Annotated in this window: 18 protein-coding genes and 1 pseudogene; 8 read left to right on the top strand and 11 right to left on the bottom strand. The window is 63.6% G+C overall.

From position 1 onward, the window contains the following. Window positions 1-28: 28 nt before the first annotated feature. Both PQR32_RS10435 and PQR32_RS10430 read right to left on the bottom strand, forming a co-directional pair. The gene (locus tag PQR32_RS10435; protein WP_408225416.1) at window positions 29-835 is read right to left on the bottom strand and encodes an ABC transporter permease; all 807 of its coding nucleotides are present in this window, start codon (window positions 833-835) and stop codon (window positions 29-31) included. Then, window positions 832-1,560 (bottom strand): ABC transporter ATP-binding protein, encoded by a 729-nt coding sequence (locus PQR32_RS10430; protein ID WP_408225413.1) that lies wholly within the window; start codon window positions 1,558-1,560, stop codon window positions 832-834. The genes PQR32_RS10435 and PQR32_RS10430 overlap by 4 nt, the downstream gene beginning before the upstream one ends. A 166-nt stretch (window positions 1,561-1,726) precedes the next feature. On the opposite strand from PQR32_RS10430, the gene PQR32_RS10425 reads away from it, so the two are divergent. Both PQR32_RS10425 and PQR32_RS10420 read left to right on the top strand, forming a co-directional pair. Continuing rightward, on the top strand, window positions 1,727-4,222 hold the full coding sequence (locus PQR32_RS10425; RefSeq protein ID WP_408225410.1) for an AsmA family protein: 2,496 nt from the start codon (window positions 1,727-1,729) through the stop codon (window positions 4,220-4,222). Further along, on the top strand, window positions 4,222-4,347 hold the full coding sequence (locus PQR32_RS10420; RefSeq protein ID WP_408225407.1) for a hypothetical protein: 126 nt from the start codon (window positions 4,222-4,224) through the stop codon (window positions 4,345-4,347). The genes PQR32_RS10425 and PQR32_RS10420 overlap by 1 nt, the downstream gene beginning before the upstream one ends. A 148-nt stretch (window positions 4,348-4,495) precedes the next feature. Here PQR32_RS10420 and PQR32_RS10415 read toward each other — a convergent pair whose 3' ends face one another. After that, window positions 4,496-4,990, bottom strand: a complete 495-nt coding sequence (locus tag PQR32_RS10415; RefSeq protein ID WP_028196609.1) for a hypothetical protein — start codon at window positions 4,988-4,990, stop codon at window positions 4,496-4,498. Window positions 4,991-5,392: 402 nt separating this feature from the next. On the opposite strand from PQR32_RS10415, the gene PQR32_RS10410 reads away from it, so the two are divergent. The 3 genes from PQR32_RS10410 (at window position 5,393) to PQR32_RS10400 (ending at window position 9,654) form a co-directional block, all read left to right on the top strand. Beyond that, window positions 5,393-7,012, top strand: a complete 1,620-nt coding sequence (locus PQR32_RS10410; RefSeq protein ID WP_408225404.1) for a sensor histidine kinase — start codon at window positions 5,393-5,395, stop codon at window positions 7,010-7,012. Between the two features lie 79 nt (window positions 7,013-7,091). Then, the gene (locus tag PQR32_RS10405; RefSeq protein ID WP_408175526.1) at window positions 7,092-7,601 is read left to right on the top strand and encodes a response regulator; all 510 of its coding nucleotides are present in this window, start codon (window positions 7,092-7,094) and stop codon (window positions 7,599-7,601) included. A 79-nt stretch (window positions 7,602-7,680) separates the two neighbouring features. Then, the gene (locus PQR32_RS10400; protein ID WP_408225401.1) at window positions 7,681-9,654 is read left to right on the top strand and encodes a hybrid sensor histidine kinase/response regulator; all 1,974 of its coding nucleotides are present in this window, start codon (window positions 7,681-7,683) and stop codon (window positions 9,652-9,654) included. 106 nt (window positions 9,655-9,760) lie between these two features. On the opposite strand, the gene mscL is transcribed toward PQR32_RS10400, so the two are convergent. From mscL to mfd, 4 genes are all read right to left on the bottom strand, one after another. Then, complete coding sequence (gene mscL / locus PQR32_RS10395) at window positions 9,761-10,207, bottom strand: large conductance mechanosensitive channel protein MscL (RefSeq protein WP_408225398.1); 447 nt, start codon at window positions 10,205-10,207, stop codon at window positions 9,761-9,763. A gap of 177 nt (window positions 10,208-10,384) precedes the next feature. Then, window positions 10,385-11,407 (bottom strand): threonine/serine dehydratase family protein, encoded by a 1,023-nt coding sequence (locus PQR32_RS10390; RefSeq protein WP_408225395.1) that lies wholly within the window; start codon window positions 11,405-11,407, stop codon window positions 10,385-10,387. A gap of 54 nt (window positions 11,408-11,461) precedes the next feature. Beyond that, window positions 11,462-12,700, bottom strand: coding sequence for an acetylornithine deacetylase (argE, locus tag PQR32_RS10385; RefSeq protein ID WP_408225392.1), 1,239 nt, complete (start codon window positions 12,698-12,700; stop codon window positions 11,462-11,464). A gap of 152 nt (window positions 12,701-12,852) precedes the next feature. Beyond that, complete coding sequence (mfd, locus tag PQR32_RS10380) at window positions 12,853-16,335, bottom strand: transcription-repair coupling factor (RefSeq protein WP_408225389.1); 3,483 nt, start codon at window positions 16,333-16,335, stop codon at window positions 12,853-12,855. 121 nt (window positions 16,336-16,456) lie between these two features. Here mfd and ispD point away from each other — a divergent pair, with 121 nt between their 5' ends. Together ispD and ispF are read left to right on the top strand one after the other, a co-directional pair. Then, entirely contained in the window at window positions 16,457-17,170 is a 714-nt protein-coding gene (ispD, locus tag PQR32_RS10375) for a 2-C-methyl-D-erythritol 4-phosphate cytidylyltransferase (RefSeq protein ID WP_408225386.1), read from the top strand. Window positions 17,171-17,208: 38 nt separating this feature from the next. Then, the gene (gene ispF / locus PQR32_RS10370; protein WP_408225383.1) at window positions 17,209-17,688 is read left to right on the top strand and encodes a 2-C-methyl-D-erythritol 2,4-cyclodiphosphate synthase; all 480 of its coding nucleotides are present in this window, start codon (window positions 17,209-17,211) and stop codon (window positions 17,686-17,688) included. Between the two features lie 8 nt (window positions 17,689-17,696). Here the strand turns inward: ispF and PQR32_RS10365 are convergent. The 4 genes and pseudogenes from PQR32_RS10365 to ompR form a co-directional block, all read right to left on the bottom strand. After that, window positions 17,697-17,870, bottom strand: a pseudogene (locus PQR32_RS10365) (hypothetical protein); the annotation flags it as partial. A 3-nt stretch (window positions 17,871-17,873) separates the two neighbouring features. After that, window positions 17,874-18,422 carry a peroxiredoxin gene (locus PQR32_RS10360; protein WP_408225380.1) on the bottom strand — a complete coding sequence of 183 codons (549 nt, stop codon included), beginning with the start codon at window positions 18,420-18,422 and terminating at the stop codon, window positions 17,874-17,876. Between the two features lie 191 nt (window positions 18,423-18,613). Next, window positions 18,614-19,963, bottom strand: a complete 1,350-nt coding sequence (locus PQR32_RS10355) for an ATP-binding protein (RefSeq protein WP_054039512.1) — start codon at window positions 19,961-19,963, stop codon at window positions 18,614-18,616. Window positions 19,964-20,007: 44 nt separating this feature from the next. Continuing rightward, window positions 20,008-20,742 carry an osmolarity response regulator transcription factor OmpR gene (ompR, locus tag PQR32_RS10350; protein WP_006048917.1) on the bottom strand — a complete coding sequence of 245 codons (735 nt, stop codon included), beginning with the start codon at window positions 20,740-20,742 and terminating at the stop codon, window positions 20,008-20,010. Window positions 20,743-20,971: 229 nt separating this feature from the next. Between ompR and PQR32_RS10345 the strand changes: the two genes are divergently transcribed. Then, window positions 20,972-21,292, top strand: a complete 321-nt coding sequence (locus PQR32_RS10345; protein ID WP_408206357.1) for a hypothetical protein — start codon at window positions 20,972-20,974, stop codon at window positions 21,290-21,292. Window positions 21,293-21,296: the final 4 nt, after the last annotated feature.

Here is a 21,296-nt window from a genome sequence, read left to right as displayed (position 1 = left end):
CGGCGCGTGACGCGGGCCTGAGCGCGGCTCAGCGCCGCGCCGCGGCCCGCTCGACCAGCCGCGCCGACAGAAACCGGTGCTCCGCCGAAAAGAGCCGCCGGTACGTGAGCAGCACCGCGCCCACCGTCCCCAAGGCCGACGACGCGGCGATCAGGAACATGATCACGATCTGATAGCGGACGGCCTGTAATGGTGATTGCCCGGCCAGCACCTGACCGGTCATCATGCCGGGCAGGCTCACCACACCGACCACGGCCATCTGATTGAGTGTCGGCATCATGCCCGCGCGCACGGCTTGGCGCGCCGGCGCCTGCGCTGCTTCCCAACGCGTCGCGCCGAGCGCGAGCGCCATGTCGACGCGGTCGCGCCGCGCGGTCAATTCCTCGGTCATCCGTTCGATGCCGAGCGACACGCCGGTCAGCGTATTGCCGAGGATCATGCCGAGAATCGGAATCGCATACTGTGGCTCGTACCACGGGTGAATGCGGATCACGACGAACAGCCCGACCGCCGCCACCAGCCACGAACTGACCCAGATCGACAGCACACTGTCCGCGCGTTGTCCGCGATACGTGCGGTTGGCGCGTTGCGCGCCCGCGAAGCCGGCGATCAGCGTCATCACGATCATCAGCGGCAGCACCACGTACCAGCGGTCGTAACGGAACACCCAGCCGAGCACGTAGCCGATCGCCAGCAACTGCACGATGGTGCGCACGGCGGCCCATGCGAGTTTGCGTTCGAGATCGAGTTTGAGCGCCACCGACACGACGCCGTTCACGACGATCAGCAGCGCGGCAAGCGCGACATCCCACAGACTCAGGTTTTGCAGTGTCATTGGCCGAACTCCTGATGATCCTGATGCGCGGGCGGCGTCGCGCGCCGCGCGGTTTCGTCGAGCACGCCGGCGCGCATGGTCAGATGCCGCGCGCTCATGCGCGTGGCTTGCGCCGGATCGTGGGACACCCAGATCGATGCATGACGTCCGGGATCGGCGTCGAACCATGCGTGCACCAGACCTTCGATCGCATGCGACGACTCCGGGTCGAGCGAGGCAGTGGGTTCGTCGAGCAACAGAACCTCGGGCGCGAGTTGCAGCACGCGAATCAGCGCGGCGATCTGCGCCTCGCCGCCGGACAGTTCGCTCGCGCGCTTGTCGAGAAAGTCGTCGCCACGGCCGGCCTGAGCGGCGAGGCTCGCCGCGCGCGCACGATCGAAACGCCAGTCGCGGTACGTCCGCAACTCGAACGGGTAGCGCAGATTATCTTCGACGCTGCCGTCGAGCAGCGCGGGCCGCTGCCGGATATACGCGACGTTGCGCCGGTAGCGCGGAATAGCGGCGCGTTCTACCGGCGCGCCATGCCACATGATGCGTCCCGCATCGAGCGGATCGAGCAGCGCAAGGGCGCGCAGGAACACGCTCTTGCCCGAGCCGGACGGCCCGGTGATCGCGACGCGGTCGCCCGCGTGCAAGGTGAAGGTGGTCGGCTGCAGCAGCGTCTGGCCGCGCACGGCATCGCGCCGGGCGATGCCTTCGGCGAGGACGAAGGGAACATCGGTCATGAGTGATTTTGTAATGGGGGATGCGTAAGGTCGAAGCTCGCTGCAACGTGCGTGCGCAAATGCGTGCGACATGATAAACCGGCAACGGCACGGCGCTTGCCTGCCAGAGATCGGGCACGCAACGTGCTGAACGGTGCTCAACGTAGAAAAATAGCGGAGCGTCTCAATGGCAGTGTCGCGCACGATCGGAAGGCGGATCGGAAAAATCATCGCATGGCTGCTGGCGATCATCGTCATTCTGATTGTCGCGCTGGCCATTTTCATCATGACCTTTGACTGGAACCGGGCAAGACCCTATATCAACGACAAGGTCACGCAAGCCATCGGCAGGCCGTTCGCCATCAACGGCGATCTGAAGGTCGGCTGGCGGCATCCGGTCGGCGAGACTGGCTGGCGAGGCTGGGTGCCCTGGCCACGTTTCTCGGCGGCCAATATCACGGTGGGCAATCCGGACTGGACCAGGCAGCCGCAGTTCGCCACGCTCGACGAGATCGACTTCCAGGTCAAGGTGCTGCCGCTGCTCGCGCACGATATCGTGATTCCCACGATCAACCTCGTCAATCCTTCGGTCGACCTCGAGCGCGTGCTCGACGGGCGCAACAACTGGACCTTCAAACTGGCAGCGTCGAGTGGGCCTTCCGAATGGAAGCTCGATCTGCACGATATCGCCTTTGCCAAGGGCAACATTGCGCTGTCCGATCAACAGAAGAAGGTCGATCTGCAGATGGCGATCGACACGCTCGGCCAGCCGATTCCGATCGGCGAAGCGATGAAGCAGCAGGAAGCGGCGTCGCGCAGCTCGTCGGCGCAGACAATCGGCAAGTCGGGTGCGAACAAGCTGGCGCAGCAGGCGAATGCGCAGGCGGCGTCGGAGGCAGCGGCGGCGTCCGCGGCGGCTGCGTCGGGCGCGTCGTCGACGGATATCACCGCGTCGGGGACGACGGCGGCCACGGGCGCTTCGGGCGGGCTGGTCGCGGGCGGCTCGAAGGGCGCCAGCGAGGCCGTCGCCGCGGGCGCGAGCGGTGCGGTCGTGGCATCGGCGCCGGCTTCGGGCGCGAGCGGGGCGGAAGCGCAGGCCGGCGCGCAGCAGGACATTCCGCCGTACGCGATCGGCTGGACCGTCAAAGGGACTTACAACAAGACGCCGGTGTCGGGCAGCGGCAAGGTCGGCGGCGTGCTCGCGTTGCAGGACGCGAACCGGCCGTTCCCGGTGCAAGCCGATGTGAAAGCCGGCGATCTGCATGTCGGCGTCGTCGGCACGATCACCGATCCGGCGCATCTCGCGGCGGTCGATCTGCGCCTCTGGCTGCAAGGCAACAGCATGGCGCGTCTCTATTCGCTGACGGGCGTGACCTTGCCCGATACGCCACCGTACGCGACCGAAGGGCGGCTCGTCGGCCAGTTCAAGTCCACCGGCAACGTCTTCAAGTATGAAAATTTTACAGGCCGGGTCGGCGGCAGCGATATCAATGGCTCGCTGACGTACACGGCGCGTGAACGGCGTCCGCTGTTGCAGGGCGAACTGGTTTCGCATCTGCTGCAGTTCTCCGATCTTGCGCCCGTGATCGGCGCGGATTCGAACGCGAGCAAGGCCAAGCGCGGCGACGCGACGGCGCAGCCGTCCAGCAAGGCGCTGCCGGTCGAGGAATTCCGCACCGACCGGTGGAAGGCCATCGACGCCGACGTGAAGTTCACCGGCCGGCGCATCGTCAAGGACGTGAATCTGCCGATCACGGATCTGTACACGCACGTCGTGATGACCGACGGCGTGCTTTCTCTTGAGCCGTTGAAGTTCGGCGTGGCCGGCGGCACGCTCGCTTCGGACATTCATCTGGACGGCAGCGCGACGCCGCTCAAGGGCCGCTTCGCGACGTCGGCGCGGCATCTGAAGCTCAAGCAGTTGTTCCCGAACTTCAAGACGATGCAGAACGCGCTCGGTGAAATCAACGGCGACGCCGCGCTGACCGCGACCGGCAATTCGCCGGCGGCGCTTGCGGCCACATCGAACGGCGAGGTGAAGGCGCTGGTGACGGACGGCACGGTGAGCCGCCTGCTGATGGAAGCGGCCGGGCTGAACGTGGCGAATGTCGTGTATGAAAAGCTGTTTGGCAATCGTGACGTGAAGATCAACTGCGCAGCTGCCGATTTTGTCGCGACCAACGGCGTGCTCGATTCGCGCGTCTTCGCGCTCGATACAGACGACGCCGTCATCAATATCGATGGCAACGTGAATCTGCGCGACGAGTCGATGGACCTCGGCGTGCATCCGCATACCAAGGGTTTCCGGGTGTTCTCGCTGCGCTCGCCGCTCTATGTGAAAGGCACCTTCAAGGATCCGCACGTGGGCGTGAACGCGGCCGCGCTGGCGTTGCGCGGCGGCGCGGCGGTCGGCCTCGGTTTGATCAATCCGTTCGCGGCGCTGATTCCGTTACTGGCGCCGAGCAACAACAAGCCGTTGCCGTGCACGCAGATGCTGGAGCAGATTCGCCAGGCGCCGACAGCGCCGCCGCCGGGCGTGAAGCAGCAGCCCAAGTCGGCGATTTCGCTGGACGGCGCGCCGGTCAACAAGTCTTCCGACGGCGCGTCGTCGCCGGCGACGACGGATAAGAAGAAGCCGGCGGTGATGTCGCCCGCCAGCGCGGCAACATACAAGGGGAGCTGATGCCTTTCATCCTGCCTGCGGACTGGCTGAGCTGGAGCTTCGGCGGCGGCCTTTCCCTGATTCTGTTGTGGCTGATCAGCGTGCCGCCTGGGCGCGGCCACATCGATGAAATCGCGACGAAATGAGACAAGCAATCTGTTCGCGCACGCACACGCGGGCAGATCACCTGAGGTGACAAGTCGAATCAAGGAAAGTTAATGGCGCAACGCCGCCTGACGAACTTTGCGAACAGACGGTGTTGCGAGTGTGAAGGTCTACCGTAAAGCCAAGGGTCTACCTGAGCGAACGCGGCGCGGCGTCTCCGGCAGCATCCTGCCGACGCACCCCGCGACGGGCACCGCCGACGCGAGTCGCGCCGAATTCCGTCAGGATCTTGCCGCGAGCGCGGCTGGCAAACACCAGGAAGCCGAAACCGTCCGCCTCATACCAGTAGCCGCCATTCTCGAGACCGTCGAGCGGTTGCTCCAGCGCATTGGTAATCGATTCGATGCAACGGCGCCGTAACTCCGCGGGAGCCGGATAGGGCGGTTGTGCTCCACGCACACTGCAGAGGAGCACATCGAGCCCCGGCAGCACATGGGCATAAAGGACCGGCTCGTCTTGCGCGCGAGCGCGCGCAATCTTGGTGTCGAGCTGACCGAACGGCTTGAAATGCCGTAGTACCGCGAGGAACGACTCATCGCCGTCCACCTTCGCGCGTCTACGCTTTTTCGGGAAGGACATAAAAATTCGCCTGAAAAAGAATTGCAAGAAACGCAGCGTCCTCATGCGACCACTCCCGGCTTCGCGCGCCGCACGTCGATCTTTTATAGCATACGACAAGGCCGGATTCACGGTGATTCGACGACTACGCCGCCCCACCGCCTCCCGCACGAATCATGCCGAACCGCCTCGCCGCGCGCTTTCGCTTCCCAGCACATCTGTCTCCATCATAGACGCACGAGGCGCTGAAAAATCATCTCATACCAATAAAAAAGTCATTTTTGTGTGGACGGGCGCATCGTGCCGCTACGTTGAAATATCTCGAATTCACGTCGATAATGGCCCGTCCGGCTGCACTGCGCCGAGCTCGCCGATCCGGCACCGCAAAGTCCCGCCAGCGCGGCGCGGCGTGGCCGGTCGTGCGAACCGCCGCGGCTTGAGTGACCCTTTGCGACCCTTCGGGCGAACATGAAACTTTTCACCAAGGGTCTGCTGCTGATTGCAGTGCCGAGCGTGGTCGAGCTGGCGCTTCTCGGCGTCGTCTTCGATACCCAGGAGCAGACAGCGCAGGCCGCGCAGTGGGTCACCAACAGCAAGCAGATCCTCTATCAGTCGTCGGCCATCGTCGATCCGTTGCTGCGCCAGGCGGCGCGGGTTCGCACGGCCATGGTCATCGGCGATGCGTCGCTGATCGACCGCCATACGGTGTGGGTCGATCTGGGCGACCGACTCTCGAATCTCGAGGTGCTGGTCGCCGGCACGCCGCAACAGGTCGAGCGTGTGCACAAGATGCAGCGGGCGATCGACGCGTATCGCGCGCAGACTGTCGTGATCTCACAGGCGCTGCATGCGGGGCACCGCCCGAATTCGTTTGCTGCGCTGGAGACCGGCGCGTTGCCGCAGCAGATCGCAGTGTTTCGCGACGAGCTCGCTGCGTTCGGCGACGAGGCGTCGCGGCTCGACGCCGAACGCTCGGCCGCGCTAGCGCGGCGGCGTGACCGTCAACAGTACGCGTTGATCGGCGCCGTGCTGGGCTCGATGCTGATCTGGGCGGCCACCGCGATGGTCTTTGCGCGCAGCATCGGCCGAAGGCTGGAGGTGCTGACCGACAACGCCGAGCGTTTGGGCAGCGGCCGCACGCTCGCGCCGCCGCTGTCGGGTAAGGACGAAATTGCGGCGCTCGACATCGTGCTGCACCAGACGGGCGCGCGCCTGCGTGAGGCGGAAGCCGAGCAGGCCATGCTGAAAACGCGGCTCGAAGCGCGTGCGCAGGAATTGGCGGGCGTCAACGAGGAACTGCGTCAGGAGACGCAAGATAATGAAATGTTCATCTACAGCGTGTCGCACGATCTGCGCTCGCCGCTGGTGAATCTGCAAGGTTTCTCGAAGGAATTGCAGGTCTCGTGCGACGAGCTGGACAGCGTCGTCGAGGCAGCGAAATTGCCGGAGGCCGAGCGTCGGCGCATGGCGCATATTCTCGACGGCGAGGTGCGCGAGTCCTTGCAATACTTGCGCACCGCGGTGACGCGGGCCGCCGCGATCATCGACGCGCTGCTGCGCATCTCGCGCGCCGGCCGGCTCGAGTACCAGTGGCAGCGCGTGAGCGTCGGGCGCGTGGTGGGACGGGTGGTCGATGCGCTGCAGGGCGCGATCGGGCAGCATGCGGCCGTGGTGACCGTGCGCGACTTGCCGCCGGCATGGGGCGACCCGGGCGCGATCGAGCAGATTTTCAGCAATCTGATCGGCAATGCATTGAATTATCTCGACCCGGCGCGCGACGGGCGTATCGAAGTCGGCGCGCTGGAACCCGAAGTAGTCGAGCCGGGCGAGGCGGGCGAGCCGCGCGCGGTGCGCATGCGCACGTATTATGTGCGCGACAATGGCCTCGGCATTCCGGCCGCGTATATGTCGAAAGTGTTCCGGGCGTTTCAGCGCCTGCACGGCGACGTCGCGAACGGCGACGGCATCGGCCTCGCGGTAGTGCGTCGCACGGTGGAGCGGCATGGGGGCCGCGTGTGGGTGGAGTCGGCAGAAGGCGCGGGGTCGACGTTTTTCGTGGTGTTGCCGGAACAGCCGGCGCGGCTTTGAATAAGAGCGGGCAGACGCGGCAGCGGCGCGGATCGTCACAAGCGGCAGGCATCAACCAATCGTTCAGCACGGAGAGCATATGAGTCACGGGGAAACGGTCAGCATCGTACTGATCGAAGATGACGACGGCCACGCCACGCTCGTCGAGCGCAATCTGCGCCGTGCCGGCATTTCGAACGGTTTCGTGCGCTTTCGCGACGGCCAGCAGGCACTCGATTATTTCTTCGGCCCAACGCCGTCACCGGCGGACGCCGCCGCGAGTTCCGCGGCCGATCCCGCTGACAGCGCTGTACCCGCGCGCGAAGACCTGATGAATTTCGTCGTGCTGCTGGATCTGAAAATGCCGCGGGTGGACGGCTTCGAAGTCTTGCGGCGTCTGAAAGAGTCGCCGCAGACGGCCGCCGTGCCGGTGATCGTCCTGACCACGACCGACGACCCGCGCGAAATCGCGCGCTGCTACGAACTCGGCTGCAACGTCTACATCACCAAGCCGGTCGAGTACGATGCGTTCATCGAAGCCGTGCGCCGCCTCGGGTTTTTTCTGCAGGTGGTCAAGCTGCCCTCGGGGCATCGTCTCGCGGCGCCGTGATGGAAGGTCCCATGAGCCGGCCGAAAGCCGCTCGTGACAAGATAGACCACTTGAAGACCCTAGCCAGAGAAGACTCCGCATGACCGAAGAAGTGTCCACGCAGCCTGCCGCATACGTGCTGGTCGTCGATGACGACGAAGGCATCCTGCGGCTCGCGCGCAAGTCGCTCGAGCGCGCCGGCTGCCGGGTCGCGATCTGCGCCGGCGTCGAAGCGGCCCGTGAGCGGCTCGCGGGCGGCGGTCCCGACTTGCTGGTGCTCGACTATCAACTGAGCGGGCCCGAGACCGGTCTGGACTTCTTTCGCCGTTTGCGCACGGAAGGCGTGCGGATTCCCGCCATCCTCGTGACCGGCTTTACCGACGAATCGCGTGTCATTGAAGCGCTGCGCGCGGGCGTGTCCGACGTGGTGCCGAAGTCCGGTGATTACCTCGATTACCTTCCCGAAGCCGTCGAGCGGGTGCTCTCGCAAGTGCGCCTGCAGCGCGCGTCGGACGAAGCCTTGCTGCTGCGCGATCGCGAGCAGCATTACCGCACCTTGTCGGAGGCGTTGCCGCACCTCGTCATGACCTGCAACGCCGCGGGTGACTGCGATTTTCTGTCGAAGCAGTGGTACGACTACACGGGCCTCGCTGAAAGCTGTTCGTACGGTCTCGCCTGGCTCGACGCCGTGCATCCGGACGATCGCGAAGAGGTTCGCCGTAGCTGGCTGAAGGCGGTGTCGGGCAATGCCGGCGACTACCGGCACGATCTGCGGATTCGCCGTCACGACGGCGAATACCGCTGGTTCGACGTCCGCGTGGTAGCGATGCGCGACGCCGAAGGCAACGTCAGCAAGTGGTTCGGCAGTTGCACGGACATTCATTCGCAGCGCGAGGCGATCGAGGAGCGCGAACGGCTGTTGGCGTCGGAGCAGGCCGCCCGCCAGACCGCCGAAGAAGCCAATCGCGCCAAGGACCGCTTTCTGGCCATGCTGTCTCACGAATTGCGCACACCGCTCACGCCGGTGCTGGCCGGCGCCAGCGTGCTGGAAATGATTCCGGATCTGCCCGATCAGGCGCGCGCGAGCGTGCGCATGATCCGCCGTAACGTCGAACTCGAAGCACGGTTGATCGACGACCTGCTCGATCTCACGCGCGTGGCGAATGGCAAGCTGCGGCTGTCGCTGGAAACCGTCGACGTGCACGACGTGATAGACAGCGTGCTCGAACTGTTTCGCAGTGAGATTCAGGTCAAGCAGCAGGACGTGCATGTCCATAAGGACGCTCGGCACCATTACGTGCTGGCCGATCGCGCGCGGCTGCAGCAGATGCTGTGGAACCTGATCCGCAATGCCGCCAAGTTCACGCCGGACGGCGGCCATATCTATGTGCGCACTCGCGACGAACGCATGCACGTGCAGATATCCGTCGAAGATACGGGGATCGGTATCGAGCCGGACCAGATCGGCAAACTCTTCAACGCGTTCGAGCAGGGCAATCAGAACATGACGCGGCAGTTCGGCGGCCTGGGTCTTGGACTCGCGATCACGAAGGCGTTGACCGACGTGCACGGCGGCACGGTGACCGCGCAGAGCCCCGGCGCGCACTGCGGCGCGACCTTCACGATCACGTTGCCGACGGCCGCGGCGCCGGAGGTGACTTCACCGGTCGTGGTGCCGGACGAAGTGCATTCGGCCGGCCTGCTGAACATTCTGCTGATCGAAGATCATGTGGACACCGCGGAAGTCATGGAGCAACTGATTCGCAGCCTCGGCCATGAGGTCACGACCGTGGGCCGGGTCGATGATGCGTTGGCCGCGACTCAAGTGCAGACCTTCGATCTGATCGTCAGCGATGTCGGTTTGCCCGACGGCACCGGCCTCGACTTCATCAAGGCTTTTCGCGAGCACTCGGACGCGCCCGCGGTCGCGTTGACCGGCTTCGGCACCGACGAAGACGTGCGTCGCTGCCTGAGCGCCGGCTTCACCTCGCACCTGACCAAGCCTGTCAACTTCGGCCAGCTCGAAACGATGATCGAAGGCGCGGTCAGTCAGAAGGAACAGAAGGACGCTTGAGCGCGTATGCCGCCGGCATCAATGCACCGTAAGGAAAAAGGCCTGTTGCGAGTGAATCGCAACAGGCCTTTTGCTTGTGACTACTCCGGCTGATATGCCGGCATGCTCAACGCGGTGAGTTCTTCAACGAATCGCGGATTTCACGCAGCAGCAGTACGTCTTCCGGTGTCGGCGGCGGTTCTGCCGGCGCGGCTTCAGACGGCTTGCGCAGATTGTTGATGAACTTGACCATCAGGAAAATGATGAACGCGAGAATCAGAAAGTTGATCAACACGGTGATGAACGAGCCATAACCGAATACGGCAACACCCGCCGTTTGCAAGTCTTTATACGACTCGGGGCTGCCCTTGAAGCTAGGCGGAATTGCACCGAGGCGAACGAATTTATTGGAGAAATCGAGGCCGCCGGTGGCAATCCCGACGACCGGCATGATCAGGTCTTTAACAATTGAATTGACGATGGTGGAGAACGCGCCGCCGATAATCACACCGACTGCAAGATCCATCACGTTGCCCTTGAGGGCAAATTCCTTGAATTCCTTGACCATGCTCATAGAGGTTCCTCCCAGAAGTCGATATTCGAATGATACCAACCTGAGAAGGATAGGCTAGTCTTTTGCCGGGGAACGCGAGGATTGTTTAGTAACGAGCACCCCCAACCTGGCACTTGGCGCCAGGCCCCCGAGGGCCCAAGAAAACTTGGGGCGGCCCGGCGTTTTCTTGAGAGGAAACTATGACTCGCTATGCCGCGCACGTTCAATATGCGCGGCAAATGTGACCGGGTCGGTGTTGGTGCCGCATAGCAGAACGCCCACGCGTTTGCCTTGCAACTGTTCGCGCAGCGGGCCCAGCAAGCCGGCGGTAGCCGCGGCGCAGGCCGGTTCGACCGCAAGCTTCAGTTGTCCGAACAAGGTCAGCATGGCCGCACGCAACTGGTCGTCGGATACCGTGACGAGCTGATCGATATGACGGCGGCACAATTCGTAGCTGTATTCCTCGGTATGCGGCGACATGAGCGAGTCGGCAATGCCATGCATCTGGCGCATCTTGACCGTGTGATTGGCGGCGAAACTCTTGCCCATGACGTCCGCGCCTTCGGGTTCCACGCCATACACATGCACGTTCGGATTCGCGAGCCGCATGGCGGTCGCCACCCCCGCCGCGAGGCCGCCGCCGCCGATCGGCACGATCACCGCTTCGAGATCCGGCGTTTGCGTGGCCCACTCGTAGCCGAGCGTGGCTGAACCCAGCACCGTGCGATAGCCGTTGAACGGATGCACGAAATAGCGGCCTTCTTCGGCCTCGATACGGCGCACCAGTTCGAATGCCTCGGCAATGTCTTGCGCGAACACGATCTCGGCGCGGTATTGCCGGCACAGCGCCACGCGCGCCGGATTGGCCGCATGGAACAGCACGACCTTGGCGCTGATGCCCAGGCGCATGGCCGCATACGCGACCGCCACCGCATGATTGCCGCCCGACACGCAAGTGACGCCGGCGCTGCGTTGCGCTTCGTCGAGTGCGAGCAGATTGGTGAACGCGCCGCGCGCCTTGAAGCTGCCACCCGCCTGCAACAGCTCGAACTTGAAATTCACCACCGTGCCTTCCAGCGACGGAAAGTCCGCCCTGTCGAACACCGGCGTTCGCGTCACCCACGGCGTCAACGCAAAGTGCTGTGCGGCGATGTCGTCGAGCGTGGGGATCGGCTCGCCGTCGATCGTATGGTCGGTGTGTTGCGGCGTGGCAGTGGACATGGCGTGGGCGTGCTTGGGTCGGTATGCGTAAGACTCTTTCTACGTGCGTCAGTTTCAGTGCGCGTGCGCATCCACCGACATGCTGTGAATGAATTTATGCAGGAAGCGCTCGCATGCCACCAGTTGATCCAGCGCGACGAACTCGTTGGGCTTGTGCGCCTGCTCGATGTTGCCAGGGCCGCATACGATGCTCGGAATGCCCGCCAGCGAGAAGAGGCCGGCTTCCGTGCCGTAGGCGACTTTGCGCTTGTCCTGATCGGCGGTCAACGCGCGCACCAGTTGCGTGATGGCGGCTTGTTCAGACGAATCGAGTCCGGGCGCCGCGGCGATCTTCGTAATCTCGATGGCGGCCGATGGATGCTCGCGCAACATTTTCGGCAGCAGCGTTTCGCGTGCGTATTGATCGACGCGCGCGAAGATCGGTTCGGGATCGAGCGTGGGCAGGTTGCGGAATTCGAACTGGAACTTGCATTCGGCCGGCACGGTATTGATCGCATTGCCGCCGACGATCGTGCTGGTTTGCGCGGTGGTGAAGGGCACGTCGTACAGTTCGTCGAACGGGCCCTGCTCGCGGAACTGGTCGGCCATATCGCGGATGTAGCAGATCAGACGCGCGGCGTATTCGATCGCGTTCAAACCCTTCGGCGTGAGCGACGAGTGCGCCGCCTGGCCACGCACGCAGCACTGGTAGGCATTGATGCCTTTGTGCGCCACGATCGGCCGCATGCTGGTCGGCTCGCCGACGATGCAACCGTCCGGCTTCACGCCGCGCTTCATCAGGTCGGCAATCAGGAGCGGCGCGCCCGCGCAGCCCACTTCCTCGTCGAACGACAGCGCAAAGTGAATCGGCCTGGCGAGTTTGGTGCGCTGCATTTCCGGCACGAGTGTCAGCGCCGCGCCGATGAAGCCTTTCATGTCGCAGGTGCCGCGGCCGTACAGCTTGTCGCCGCGAATTTCCGGCTTGAACGGATCGCTGTCCCATTGCTGGCCGTCCACGGGCACGACGTCGGTATGGCCGGACAGCACCACGCCGCCGTTCGTTTCGCCGTCGTGTGCGGGAATCGTCGCGAACAGGTTGGCCCATTTGCCGCTTTTGTCGTGCGTGAGCGTGGCGTCGATGCCGACAGCGCGCAATTCGTCACGCACGGTTTCGATCAGGCCGAGATTCGGATTGCGGCTGACCGTGTCCATCGACACGAGACGGTTGATCCACGGGAGCGAGACAGGCGACGAGGAATTCGAAGCCGAGGCGGGCGATTGCGAAGACTGCGCTGATTCAGCGACATGAGACATGACAAGACTCCGGCATTTAAGTCTTTCGATCATACCCAAAAAAAAGCCGCCCGTATGCTGCGGCGCGCGTTTGCGCACCGCAGCATGAACGAAAAAACGCTAGACGTCCCCCGTTTTTTTGACGCCGCATTGGCGTGGCGCGATCCACGAACTCATCGCGCAGCAGCGCTGGCCGCGGTGCCGCGGCTTGGCGTACCGAGCGCGCGCAAAGTTTCCTTGACCGTCGCGACACGCACCGCGAGATCGGGGCTGCGCGTTTCGATACGCAGCTTGTCCTGGCCCGCGAGCTTGATGTGCTTGTGCTTCTGCACCATCTCGATGATCCGCATCGCGTCGATCGGCGGGTTGGGGATGAACTGCAGGCCGATCACCGCTTCGCCGGCATCGATCTTCGAAATGCCCAGCGGCTTCGCCGCCAGCCTCAGACGATGCGTCTCCACCAGCGCATGCGCTTGCGGCGGCAACTTGCCGAAGCGGTCGATCAATTCTTCCTGAATGCCGTCGATCGAATCGTTGTGTTCGCAATTAGCCAGCCGCTTGTAGAGCGACAGACGCTCCTGCACATCGCCGCAATAGTCCGCCGGGAGAATCGCCGGCGCGTGCAGGTTGATCTCGGTGGTCGCGGCGAGCGGCGCGGTGAGGTCCGGCTCCTTGCCTTCCTTGAGCGCCTTCACGGCGTCGTTCAGCATGTCGGTGTAGAGCTGGAAGCCGATCTCGTGAATCTCACCGGACTGCTTGTCGCCGAGCACTTCGCCCGTGCCGCGAATCTCGAGGTCGTGCATGGCCAGATAGAAGCCCGAACCGAGTTCCTCCATCTGCTGGATCGCTTCGAGGCGGCGTTGCGCCTGTTTGGTCAGCCCTTGCGGATCATGGACCAGCAGATACGAATACGCCTGGTGATGCGAACGGCCCACACGGCCACGCAACTGATGCAATTGCGCGAGACCGAACTTGTCGGAGCGATGAATCAGGATCGTATTGGCGCTCGGCACGTCGATACCGGTTTCGATAATCGTCGTGCACAGTAATACGTTGGCGCGCTGTGCAACGAAGTCGCGCATCACGCGTTCGAGTTCGCGTTCATGCATCTGGCCGTGCGCGACCGCGATGCGCGCTTCGGGCACCAACGCTTCGAGCATCTGCCGGCGATTCTCGATCGTCTCGACTTCGTTGTGCAGGAAGTAGACCTGGCCGCCGCGCTTCAACTCGCGCAGCATGGCTTCGCGAATCACGCTGTCTTCCTCGCGGCGCACGAAGGTCTTGATCGCGAGGCGCTTTTGCGGCGCGGTGGCGATCACGGAGAAATCGCGCAGGCCTTCGAGCGCCATGCCGAGCGTACGCGGGATCGGCGTGGCGGTCAGCGTGAGCACATCCACTTCGGCGCGCAAGGCCTTCAACGCTTCTTTCTGACGCACGCCGAAACGGTGTTCCTCGTCGATGATCACGAGGCCCAGCCGCTTGAACTGCACGTCGGACGAGAGCAGCTTGTGCGTGCCGATCACGATATCGACCGTGCCTTCGTTGATCTGCTGGATCGCCGCGTTGACTTCCTTGGTCGACTTGAAGCGCGACAGTTCGGCGATCCGCACCGGCCAGTCTGAGAAGCGGTCGCTGAAGGTTTGCGTGTGCTGTTCGGCGAGCAGCGTGGTGGGCGAAAGCAGGGCGACCTGTTTGCCGCCCATCACCGCGATGAACGCCGCACGCAAGGCCACCTCGGTCTTGCCGAAGCCGACGTCGCCGCACACGAGGCGATCCATCGGTTTGCCGCTCGTCATGTCGCCGATCACGGCCGCGATCGCGGCGGCCTGGTCCGGCGTTTCCTCGAAGCCGAAGCTCTCCGCGAACTTCACATAGTCTTTCGGTTCGAGCGCGAACGCATGGCCTGAACGCGCGGCGCGGCGAGCGTAGAGATTCAGCAATTCGGCCGCGGTGTCGCGAATCTGCTGCGCGGCCTTGCGCTTGGCTTTTTCCCACTGGCCGGAGCCGAGCGAGTGCAGCGGCGCGCTTTCCGGATCGGCGCCGCTATAGCGCGAGATCACATGCAACTGCGCGACCGGCACGTAGAGCTTGCTGTCGCCCGCGTATTCGAGGTGCAGGAACTCGGTCTCGCCTTCGCCGAGATCCATGGTGACGAGTCCCATATAGCGGCCGATGCCGTGCTGCGAATGCACGACCGGATCGCCCACTTTGAGCTCGGACAGATCGCGCACCATCGAATCGACGTTGCTCGCCTGTTCCTGACGGCGGCGCCCCGTGCGACGGGCGAGCGGACCATACAACTCGGTCTCGGTGATGATCGCGATGCCGTCGACCGGCACGGCAAAACCGTTGGCAAGCGGTGCGACGCCGAGCGAAAACCGCGCGTCGCCGACGAGCCAGTCCTGGAAGCTGTCGCTCGATGCGGGTCGCAGATGATTGTCGGCGAGCAGCTGCAACAGCGTTTCGCGCCGGCCCGCCGATTCGGTGGCGAACAGCACGCGGTTCGGCGTGGTGTCGAGATACGCGCGCAACGCCGCGACCGGATCTTCCGCGTGGCGGTCGATCGCGAGATTCGGCAACGGTGTCGACCAGCCGCCGCCGGCGTTCGCAGGCAGCGAGAGCCGCGCGAACGGCTTGGCGAGCGTGAAGAAGTCTTCGTCCGACAGGAACAGACGCTGCGGCTCCAGAATCGGCCGGTCGCGGTCGTGCGAGAGGAAGTTGTAGCGCTGCTTCGTGTCGTTGGTGAAGCGCCGGATCGCCGCCTCGAGATCGCCGACGAACGCCAGTTGCGCGCCTGCGGGCAGGTAATGGAACAGCGTGGCCGTGTCGTCGAAGAAGAGCGGCAGATAATATTCGATGCCCGCGGACGGCACACCGTTGCCGATGTCCTTGTAAATCGACGCGCGGCTCGGGTCGCCCTCGAAGGTCTCGCGCCAGCGGCTGCGGAAAGCGGTGCGGGCGGCTTCGTCGAACGGAAATTCGCGGCCCGGCAGCAGGCGCACGTCTTTCACCGGGTACAGGCTGCGCTGGGTGTCCGGGTCGAACGCCCGGATCGAATCGACCTGGTCGTCGAACAAATCGATCCGGTAGGGCAAGGGCGAGCCCATCGGATAGAGATCGAGCAGTGAGCCGCGCACGCAATATTCGCCCGGACGCACCACCTGGCTCACGTGTTCGTAGCCGGCCAGCGTCAACTGCGCCTTGAGCTTGGCTTCGTCGAGGCGCTCGCCTTGCGAGAAGGAGAACGTGTAAGCCGCCAGGAACGAGGCGGGCGGCATGCGGTACAGCGCTGTGGTGGCGGGCACCAGCAGGATGTCGCAACGGCCTTCACCGAGATCGTGCAGCGTGGCGAGACGCTCCGAGACCAGATCCTGATGCGGTGAAAAGGTATCGTAAGGGAGCGTTTCCCAGTCCGGCAGCAGGCGCACGCGCGCCTCGGGCGCGAAAAAGCCGATTTCCTGCGACAGGCGCTGCGCATCGACGGCGCTTTCGCACACGACCGCCAGCAGCGGCACCTTCTCGCGGTAGGCGAGATGGTAGCGGGCGATCAGCAGCGCGTCGGACGAGCCGTGCGTGCCGTCGAAGGCGAAACGCTGGCCGGCCTTGACGAGCGCGACGGGCGGGGAGTACTGCGATGTTGCGGCGATGTCTGGCATAGAAGAGAAAAAGCGGCCTCAGGCTCACACGTGACCGGCAAGTTTACGCGTGTCGGGGCGTGGATGCGAAGGACCTATTATAAAATCCGTCCTTTACTTTGACTTCGCGGCATCCGCACTCGTGACTTCCCGTCTATTTGCCCTGATTCCGTGCGCTGGCACCGGCAGCCGTTCCGGCGCCGCGATGCCCAAACAATATCGCACTGTCGCCGGACGCGACATGTTGCATTACTCGCTGGCGGCGTTCGACGCCTGCAGCGAGTTTGCGCAAACCCTTGTCGTGATCGCTCCGGACGACGCTCACTTCGACGGCCGCCGCTTCGGCGGCTTGCGTTTTGCCGTGCGCCGCAGCGGCGGGGCCTCGCGCCAGGCCTCGGTGCTCAACGGGCTGCACGCGCTCGCCGAGTTCGGCGCGCGTGACGACGACTGGGTGCTGGTGCACGACGCGGCGCGGCCCGGCATCACGCCCGCGCTGATCCGCACGCTGATCGGCGTGCTGAAGGACGACCCGGTGGGCGGCATCATGGCCTTGCCCGTCGCGGACACGCTGAAACGGATCGACGCGGCATCGTCCGATGGCCGCATCGCCCGCACCGAGGCACGCGACGGCCTGTGGCAGGCACAGACGCCGCAGATGTTCCGCATCGGCATGCTGCGCGAGGCGATCCTGCGCGCGCAGGCCGACGGTCACGACCTGACGGACGAAGCGAGCGCGATCGAGTGGCTGGGCCATGCGCCAAAGCTGGTGCAGGGCAGCTTGCGCAACTTCAAGGTGACGTATCCGGAAGACTTTGATCTGGCCGAGGCGATTCTGAGCCGGCCTTCTGCTTCGTGACTGGACGATTTCAATTTTAATTAGCGGACTTGACGCATATGGATTTCAGAATTGGGCAAGGGTATGACGTGCACGCGCTGGTGCCGGGACGTCCGTTGATTATCGGCGGCGTGACGATTCCCTATGAGCGCGGCCTGCTCGGCCATTCGGACGCGGACGTGCTGCTGCACGCCATTACCGACGCCATTTTCGGCGCCGCCGCGATGGGCGATATCGGCCGGCACTTCTCCGATACCGACGCGAAATTCGCCGGCGCCGATAGCCGCGTGTTGCTGCGTGAATGTTTCGCGCGCGTGAAGGCGGCGGGTTTTTCCATCGCCAATGTGGACAGCAGCGTGGTGGCGCAGGCGCCGAAGCTGGCGCCGCATATCGAGGGCATGCGCGCCAATATCGCCGCGGATCTTGATCTGCCGATCGAGCGGGTCAACGTCAAAGCCAAGACCAATGAGAAGCTCGGCTATCTTGGCCGAGGCGAGGGCATTGAAGCTCAGGCCGCGGTGCTGCTGATCAGGAACTGAGATTGGTTTTACGACGCGCGCAGCGGCGAGGGCGCCATCGCGCTGCGCATTTTAAGGCAACTACTTGCCTTCGGCGGCAATACGCTGCGGGCTGCGTTGACCACTGCCGCGATGAGGCCTGCGTCGCGCAATTGCATGGAGTTCATGCCCTCGGCGACCAGCGTGTCGAAGTGCGATTTCACGGCCTAGAGCGTGGCGCCGCCGACTGCGCGGTTGCAAGCACACAGCTCGTCCGTTTGCAGGCCGTCCAGAATACGCAGCACTTCTTCCGGGTTGCGGCCGACGTTCAGATTGTTCACCGACACGTGCTGGATCGTGTTGTCCGGATCGACAATGAAGGTGGCGCGCAACGCGACGCCCGCTTCCTTGTCACGCACGCCGAGCTGGTCGATCAGCTCGCCCTTCACGTCGCCGAAGGCGTAGTGGTTCAGCCTGTTCAGGTCCTTGTTCTCGCGGCGCCATGCCAGTTTCACGAATTCGTTGTCGACGCTGCCGCCCATCAACACCGCGTCGCGTTCTTCGAAATCTTTGGCCAACTTGCCGAATTCGACGATCTCCGTCGGACACACGAACGAGAAATCTTTCGGGTAGAAATAGATGATCTTCCACTTGCCCGGGAACGACTGCTCCGTAATCTCTTCGAACGCCGACGTGCCGTTTTCTTCATGATGGTTGAAGCCCGGTTTCGCGGCAGTGACGGTGAACGCTTCGAGTTTATCGCCGACGGTTCTCATGCAAGTGCTCCTTCGTGTGTCGGAAAAACAGCATGCTCAGGTTAGGCTACCGGCTCGTCGCAACGAACGCGCTACACGTGATCCACTGAATCCCTATTGAATAATTCACTCAATAGTTTTCGACTAAACACCCGGCTAGTTATCAGTCGACGCGGCAAATCCTCACGAAGGGCGGATGATGCCCGTTCCGCTCAGGCGCCCTTGGCCAGCGGAAACTCGATGGTGACCTCGAGACCCGGTCCAGGCGTGCGATTGCGCAAGCGCAGCGCGCCGCGGTAACGGCCCACGAGGCGCTGGACGATGGCCATGCCAAGGCCCGTGCCGTTCGCTTGAGTGCGCGCCGAATTCACACGATAGAACGGCCGTGTGACGAGCGCCAACTGGTCTTCCGGAATGCCGGGGCCTTCGTCGACCACGGACAGCTCGACCCGCGAGTGCGACACCCGCGTTTCCAGGATCACGTGCGGAATGCCGTCGCCGTCGCTCAGACCGTATTTGCGCGCGTTTTCCAGCAGGTTGCCGACCACCCGCCGCATGTCGGTTTCGTCGGCCTCGATCACCGCCGACGGCGCGAGTCGGGTGATCAGGCGCATGCTGTCTTCGCTCTGCATGCGCGCGGCCAGTTCTCCCGCGATCACGGACAGGTCCACGGGTTCCGGCACGCGCTGTACCGGGCGCGCGTAATCGAGGAACCGGCCGATGATCATGTCCATCTGCTCGATGTCGTCGACCATCGCGTCTTTTGTGGCTTGATCCGACGGGCTCATTTCGGTTTCGAGCCGCAGCCGCGCGAGCGGGGTGCGCAGATCGTGCGAGATGCCCGCGAGCATCAGCGCGCGGTCGGCCTCGAGTTGTTCGAGGTCCTGCACCATCTGGTTGAAACTGCGATTGGTTTCCGCGGCCACGCCCATGCCACGCTCGGGCAGCGGCTCCGGCGACTGCCCGGAGCCGACCTTGCGCGCCGCCATCGCGAGGCGCGCGAACGGCCGGTTCACGAGACTCGTGATGAAAGCCGCGCCGAACAGCGACAGCGCCAGCGCGAACACGCCCCAGCCGGCCCATTGCAAACCGGTGGCGTTGTCGAGCTGATCGCGGTCGAGCGCGACCCAGTAGTCGTCGTCGTCGATCTTGAAGCTGATCCACACGCCGGGGATGTCGTTCACGCTCTGGGCAATCACGGTGTCGTCGCCGAGGCGGCCGCGAATGTCGTGTTCGATCAGCCGGTTCAGCGACTCATCGGGCTGCAGCTTGTACTTGTCGGTGGTTTCGCGCGGGTACACGCGCACCCCTTCATTGCTTTCCAGATCCTGTAGCAGAGCGCGCCGCAGGTCGGGATCGGAATAGAGGAGTGCGGTGCGCGTGAGCTTGACGATGGCGACGAGCTGCAACGCCACGCGCTGCGCGCGCGGCTCGCGTTCGATCACCCGGAAGCTCTGGAACCACGCAGCGAGACTGACTGCGATCAATAGCGCGATCAGCAGAAAGGTCCGCCAGAAAAGGCCGCCGAACGCGAGCGTCAGGAGGCGCCGGTCGATCCGCATGGGCCCTTCTTATCTGAAATCAAAAACAGGAGGCGAGAACAAACTCAGGCTGCACCGTCGGGGATAAACACGTAACCCAGACCCCAGACGGTCTGAATGAAACGCGGGCTGCCCGGATCGGGTTCGATCAGCTTGCGCAGACGCGAAATCTGCACGTCGAGACTGCGGTCGAACACTTCGTACTCACGGCCGCGTGCGAGCTCCATGAGCTTTTCACGCGACAGCGGCTGGCGCGGGTGACGCGCGAACACCTTGAGCACCGAGAACTCGCCCGTGGTCAGCGGAATTTCCTGGCCGGCTTTGGTGAGCGTTCGGGTGGCAAGATTCAAGGCGAACTCGCCGAACTCGAACACCTCGGTGGTTTCGGACGGCGCGCCCGGCAACTCCGAAGGTGACTGGCGGCGCAGCACCGCATGGATTCGCGCAACCAGCTCGCGCGGGTTGAACGGCTTGGGCAGATAGTCGTCGGCGCCCATCTCGAGGCCGACGATCCGATCGACGTCTTCGCCCTTGGCCGTCAGCATGATGATCGGCGTACGGTCGTTGCTGCCGCGCAGGCGTCGGCAGATCGACAGACCGTCTTCGCCTGGCAGCATCAGATCGAGCACCAGCAGGTCGAAGCGCTCACGCACCCAGAGCTTGTTCATGGACGGCGCGTTCTCGGCGACATAGACATTGAAGCCCTGTTCACCGAGGTAGCGGCGCAGCAGATCGCGCAGGCGCGGATCGTCATCAACGACGAGGATTTTCGAAGGGTTTTTGGTTTCCATGGTCGGCATCTTAGCGCGATTAGAAAGTGGTGCGCGTTTGCATCATTTAACGGGTTACAGTCAGTTACAAAATTTACCCGCACTGTGGCACGACGTAAAGCGGGGGCAGGTAGACTCCTTTACTGAATGCGGCTGTTCGGTGGATACTTCACACGACTAAAACTATCGCACCCGGCTCGTTACCGGGGTTCGTATACGCATTTGAGGTAGCCGGTTGCCGCGCCACGAAGGGAACAACATGAAGGGAGGGGTTTGGCCGAATGTGCGCCTAAGCGTGATTGCACTGGCGGTAGCCGGTACGCTTGCAGGCTCACTAGGACCAACGCTCGCCCATGCCCAGCCTTCCGCCGACAGAGCTGCGAGCGCGCACGCGCCCAAGCAGGGTAAGCCCAACCGGCACGACCCGAACACCGACCACCCCGCATCAGACGTCATGTTGCGCACCGCAGTTCCCCCCGATCTTGATCAACGTCGTCGTGACGGTCATATGACGCCCGACGAACGGCGTCTGTTACGGCAGCATATCGAAGACGCTGTCCGTGAGCTTTATAAACGGTAGCTAT

The organism is Paraburkholderia dipogonis (assembly GCF_046027395.1).
GTDB classification, from domain to species: Bacteria; Pseudomonadota; Gammaproteobacteria; order Burkholderiales; family Burkholderiaceae; genus Paraburkholderia; species Paraburkholderia dipogonis_A.
This window is presented reverse-complemented; position numbering and strand designations above follow the sequence as displayed.

What these genes read in the sequence shown, in the direction of transcription:
- PQR32_RS10435 (WP_408225416.1), bottom strand. Translation starts at nt 835, where the DNA reads ATGACACTGCAAAACCTGAGTCTGTGGGATGTCGCGCTTGCCGCGCTG.
- PQR32_RS10430 (WP_408225413.1), bottom strand. Translation starts at nt 1,560, where the DNA reads ATGACCGATGTTCCCTTCGTCCTCGCCGAAGGCATCGCCCGGCGCGAT.
- PQR32_RS10425 (WP_408225410.1), top strand. Translation starts at nt 1,727, where the DNA reads ATGGCAGTGTCGCGCACGATCGGAAGGCGGATCGGAAAAATCATCGCA.
- PQR32_RS10420 (WP_408225407.1), top strand. Translation starts at nt 4,222, where the DNA reads ATGCCTTTCATCCTGCCTGCGGACTGGCTGAGCTGGAGCTTCGGCGGC.
- PQR32_RS10415 (WP_028196609.1), bottom strand. Translation starts at nt 4,990, where the DNA reads ATGAGGACGCTGCGTTTCTTGCAATTCTTTTTCAGGCGAATTTTTATG.
- PQR32_RS10410 (WP_408225404.1), top strand. Translation starts at nt 5,393, where the DNA reads ATGAAACTTTTCACCAAGGGTCTGCTGCTGATTGCAGTGCCGAGCGTG.
- PQR32_RS10405 (WP_408175526.1), top strand. Translation starts at nt 7,092, where the DNA reads ATGAGTCACGGGGAAACGGTCAGCATCGTACTGATCGAAGATGACGAC.
- PQR32_RS10400 (WP_408225401.1), top strand. Translation starts at nt 7,681, where the DNA reads ATGACCGAAGAAGTGTCCACGCAGCCTGCCGCATACGTGCTGGTCGTC.
- mscL (WP_408225398.1), bottom strand. Translation starts at nt 10,207, where the DNA reads ATGAGCATGGTCAAGGAATTCAAGGAATTTGCCCTCAAGGGCAACGTG.
- PQR32_RS10390 (WP_408225395.1), bottom strand. Translation starts at nt 11,407, where the DNA reads ATGTCCACTGCCACGCCGCAACACACCGACCATACGATCGACGGCGAG.
- argE (WP_408225392.1), bottom strand. Translation starts at nt 12,700, where the DNA reads ATGTCTCATGTCGCTGAATCAGCGCAGTCTTCGCAATCGCCCGCCTCG.
- mfd (WP_408225389.1), bottom strand. Translation starts at nt 16,335, where the DNA reads ATGCCAGACATCGCCGCAACATCGCAGTACTCCCCGCCCGTCGCGCTC.
- ispF (WP_408225383.1), top strand. Translation starts at nt 17,209, where the DNA reads ATGGATTTCAGAATTGGGCAAGGGTATGACGTGCACGCGCTGGTGCCG.
- PQR32_RS10360 (WP_408225380.1), bottom strand. Translation starts at nt 18,422, where the DNA reads ATGAGAACCGTCGGCGATAAACTCGAAGCGTTCACCGTCACTGCCGCG.
- PQR32_RS10355 (WP_054039512.1), bottom strand. Translation starts at nt 19,963, where the DNA reads ATGCGGATCGACCGGCGCCTCCTGACGCTCGCGTTCGGCGGCCTTTTC.
- ompR (WP_006048917.1), bottom strand. Translation starts at nt 20,742, where the DNA reads ATGCCGACCATGGAAACCAAAAACCCTTCGAAAATCCTCGTCGTTGAT.
- PQR32_RS10345 (WP_408206357.1), top strand. Translation starts at nt 20,972, where the DNA reads ATGAAGGGAGGGGTTTGGCCGAATGTGCGCCTAAGCGTGATTGCACTG.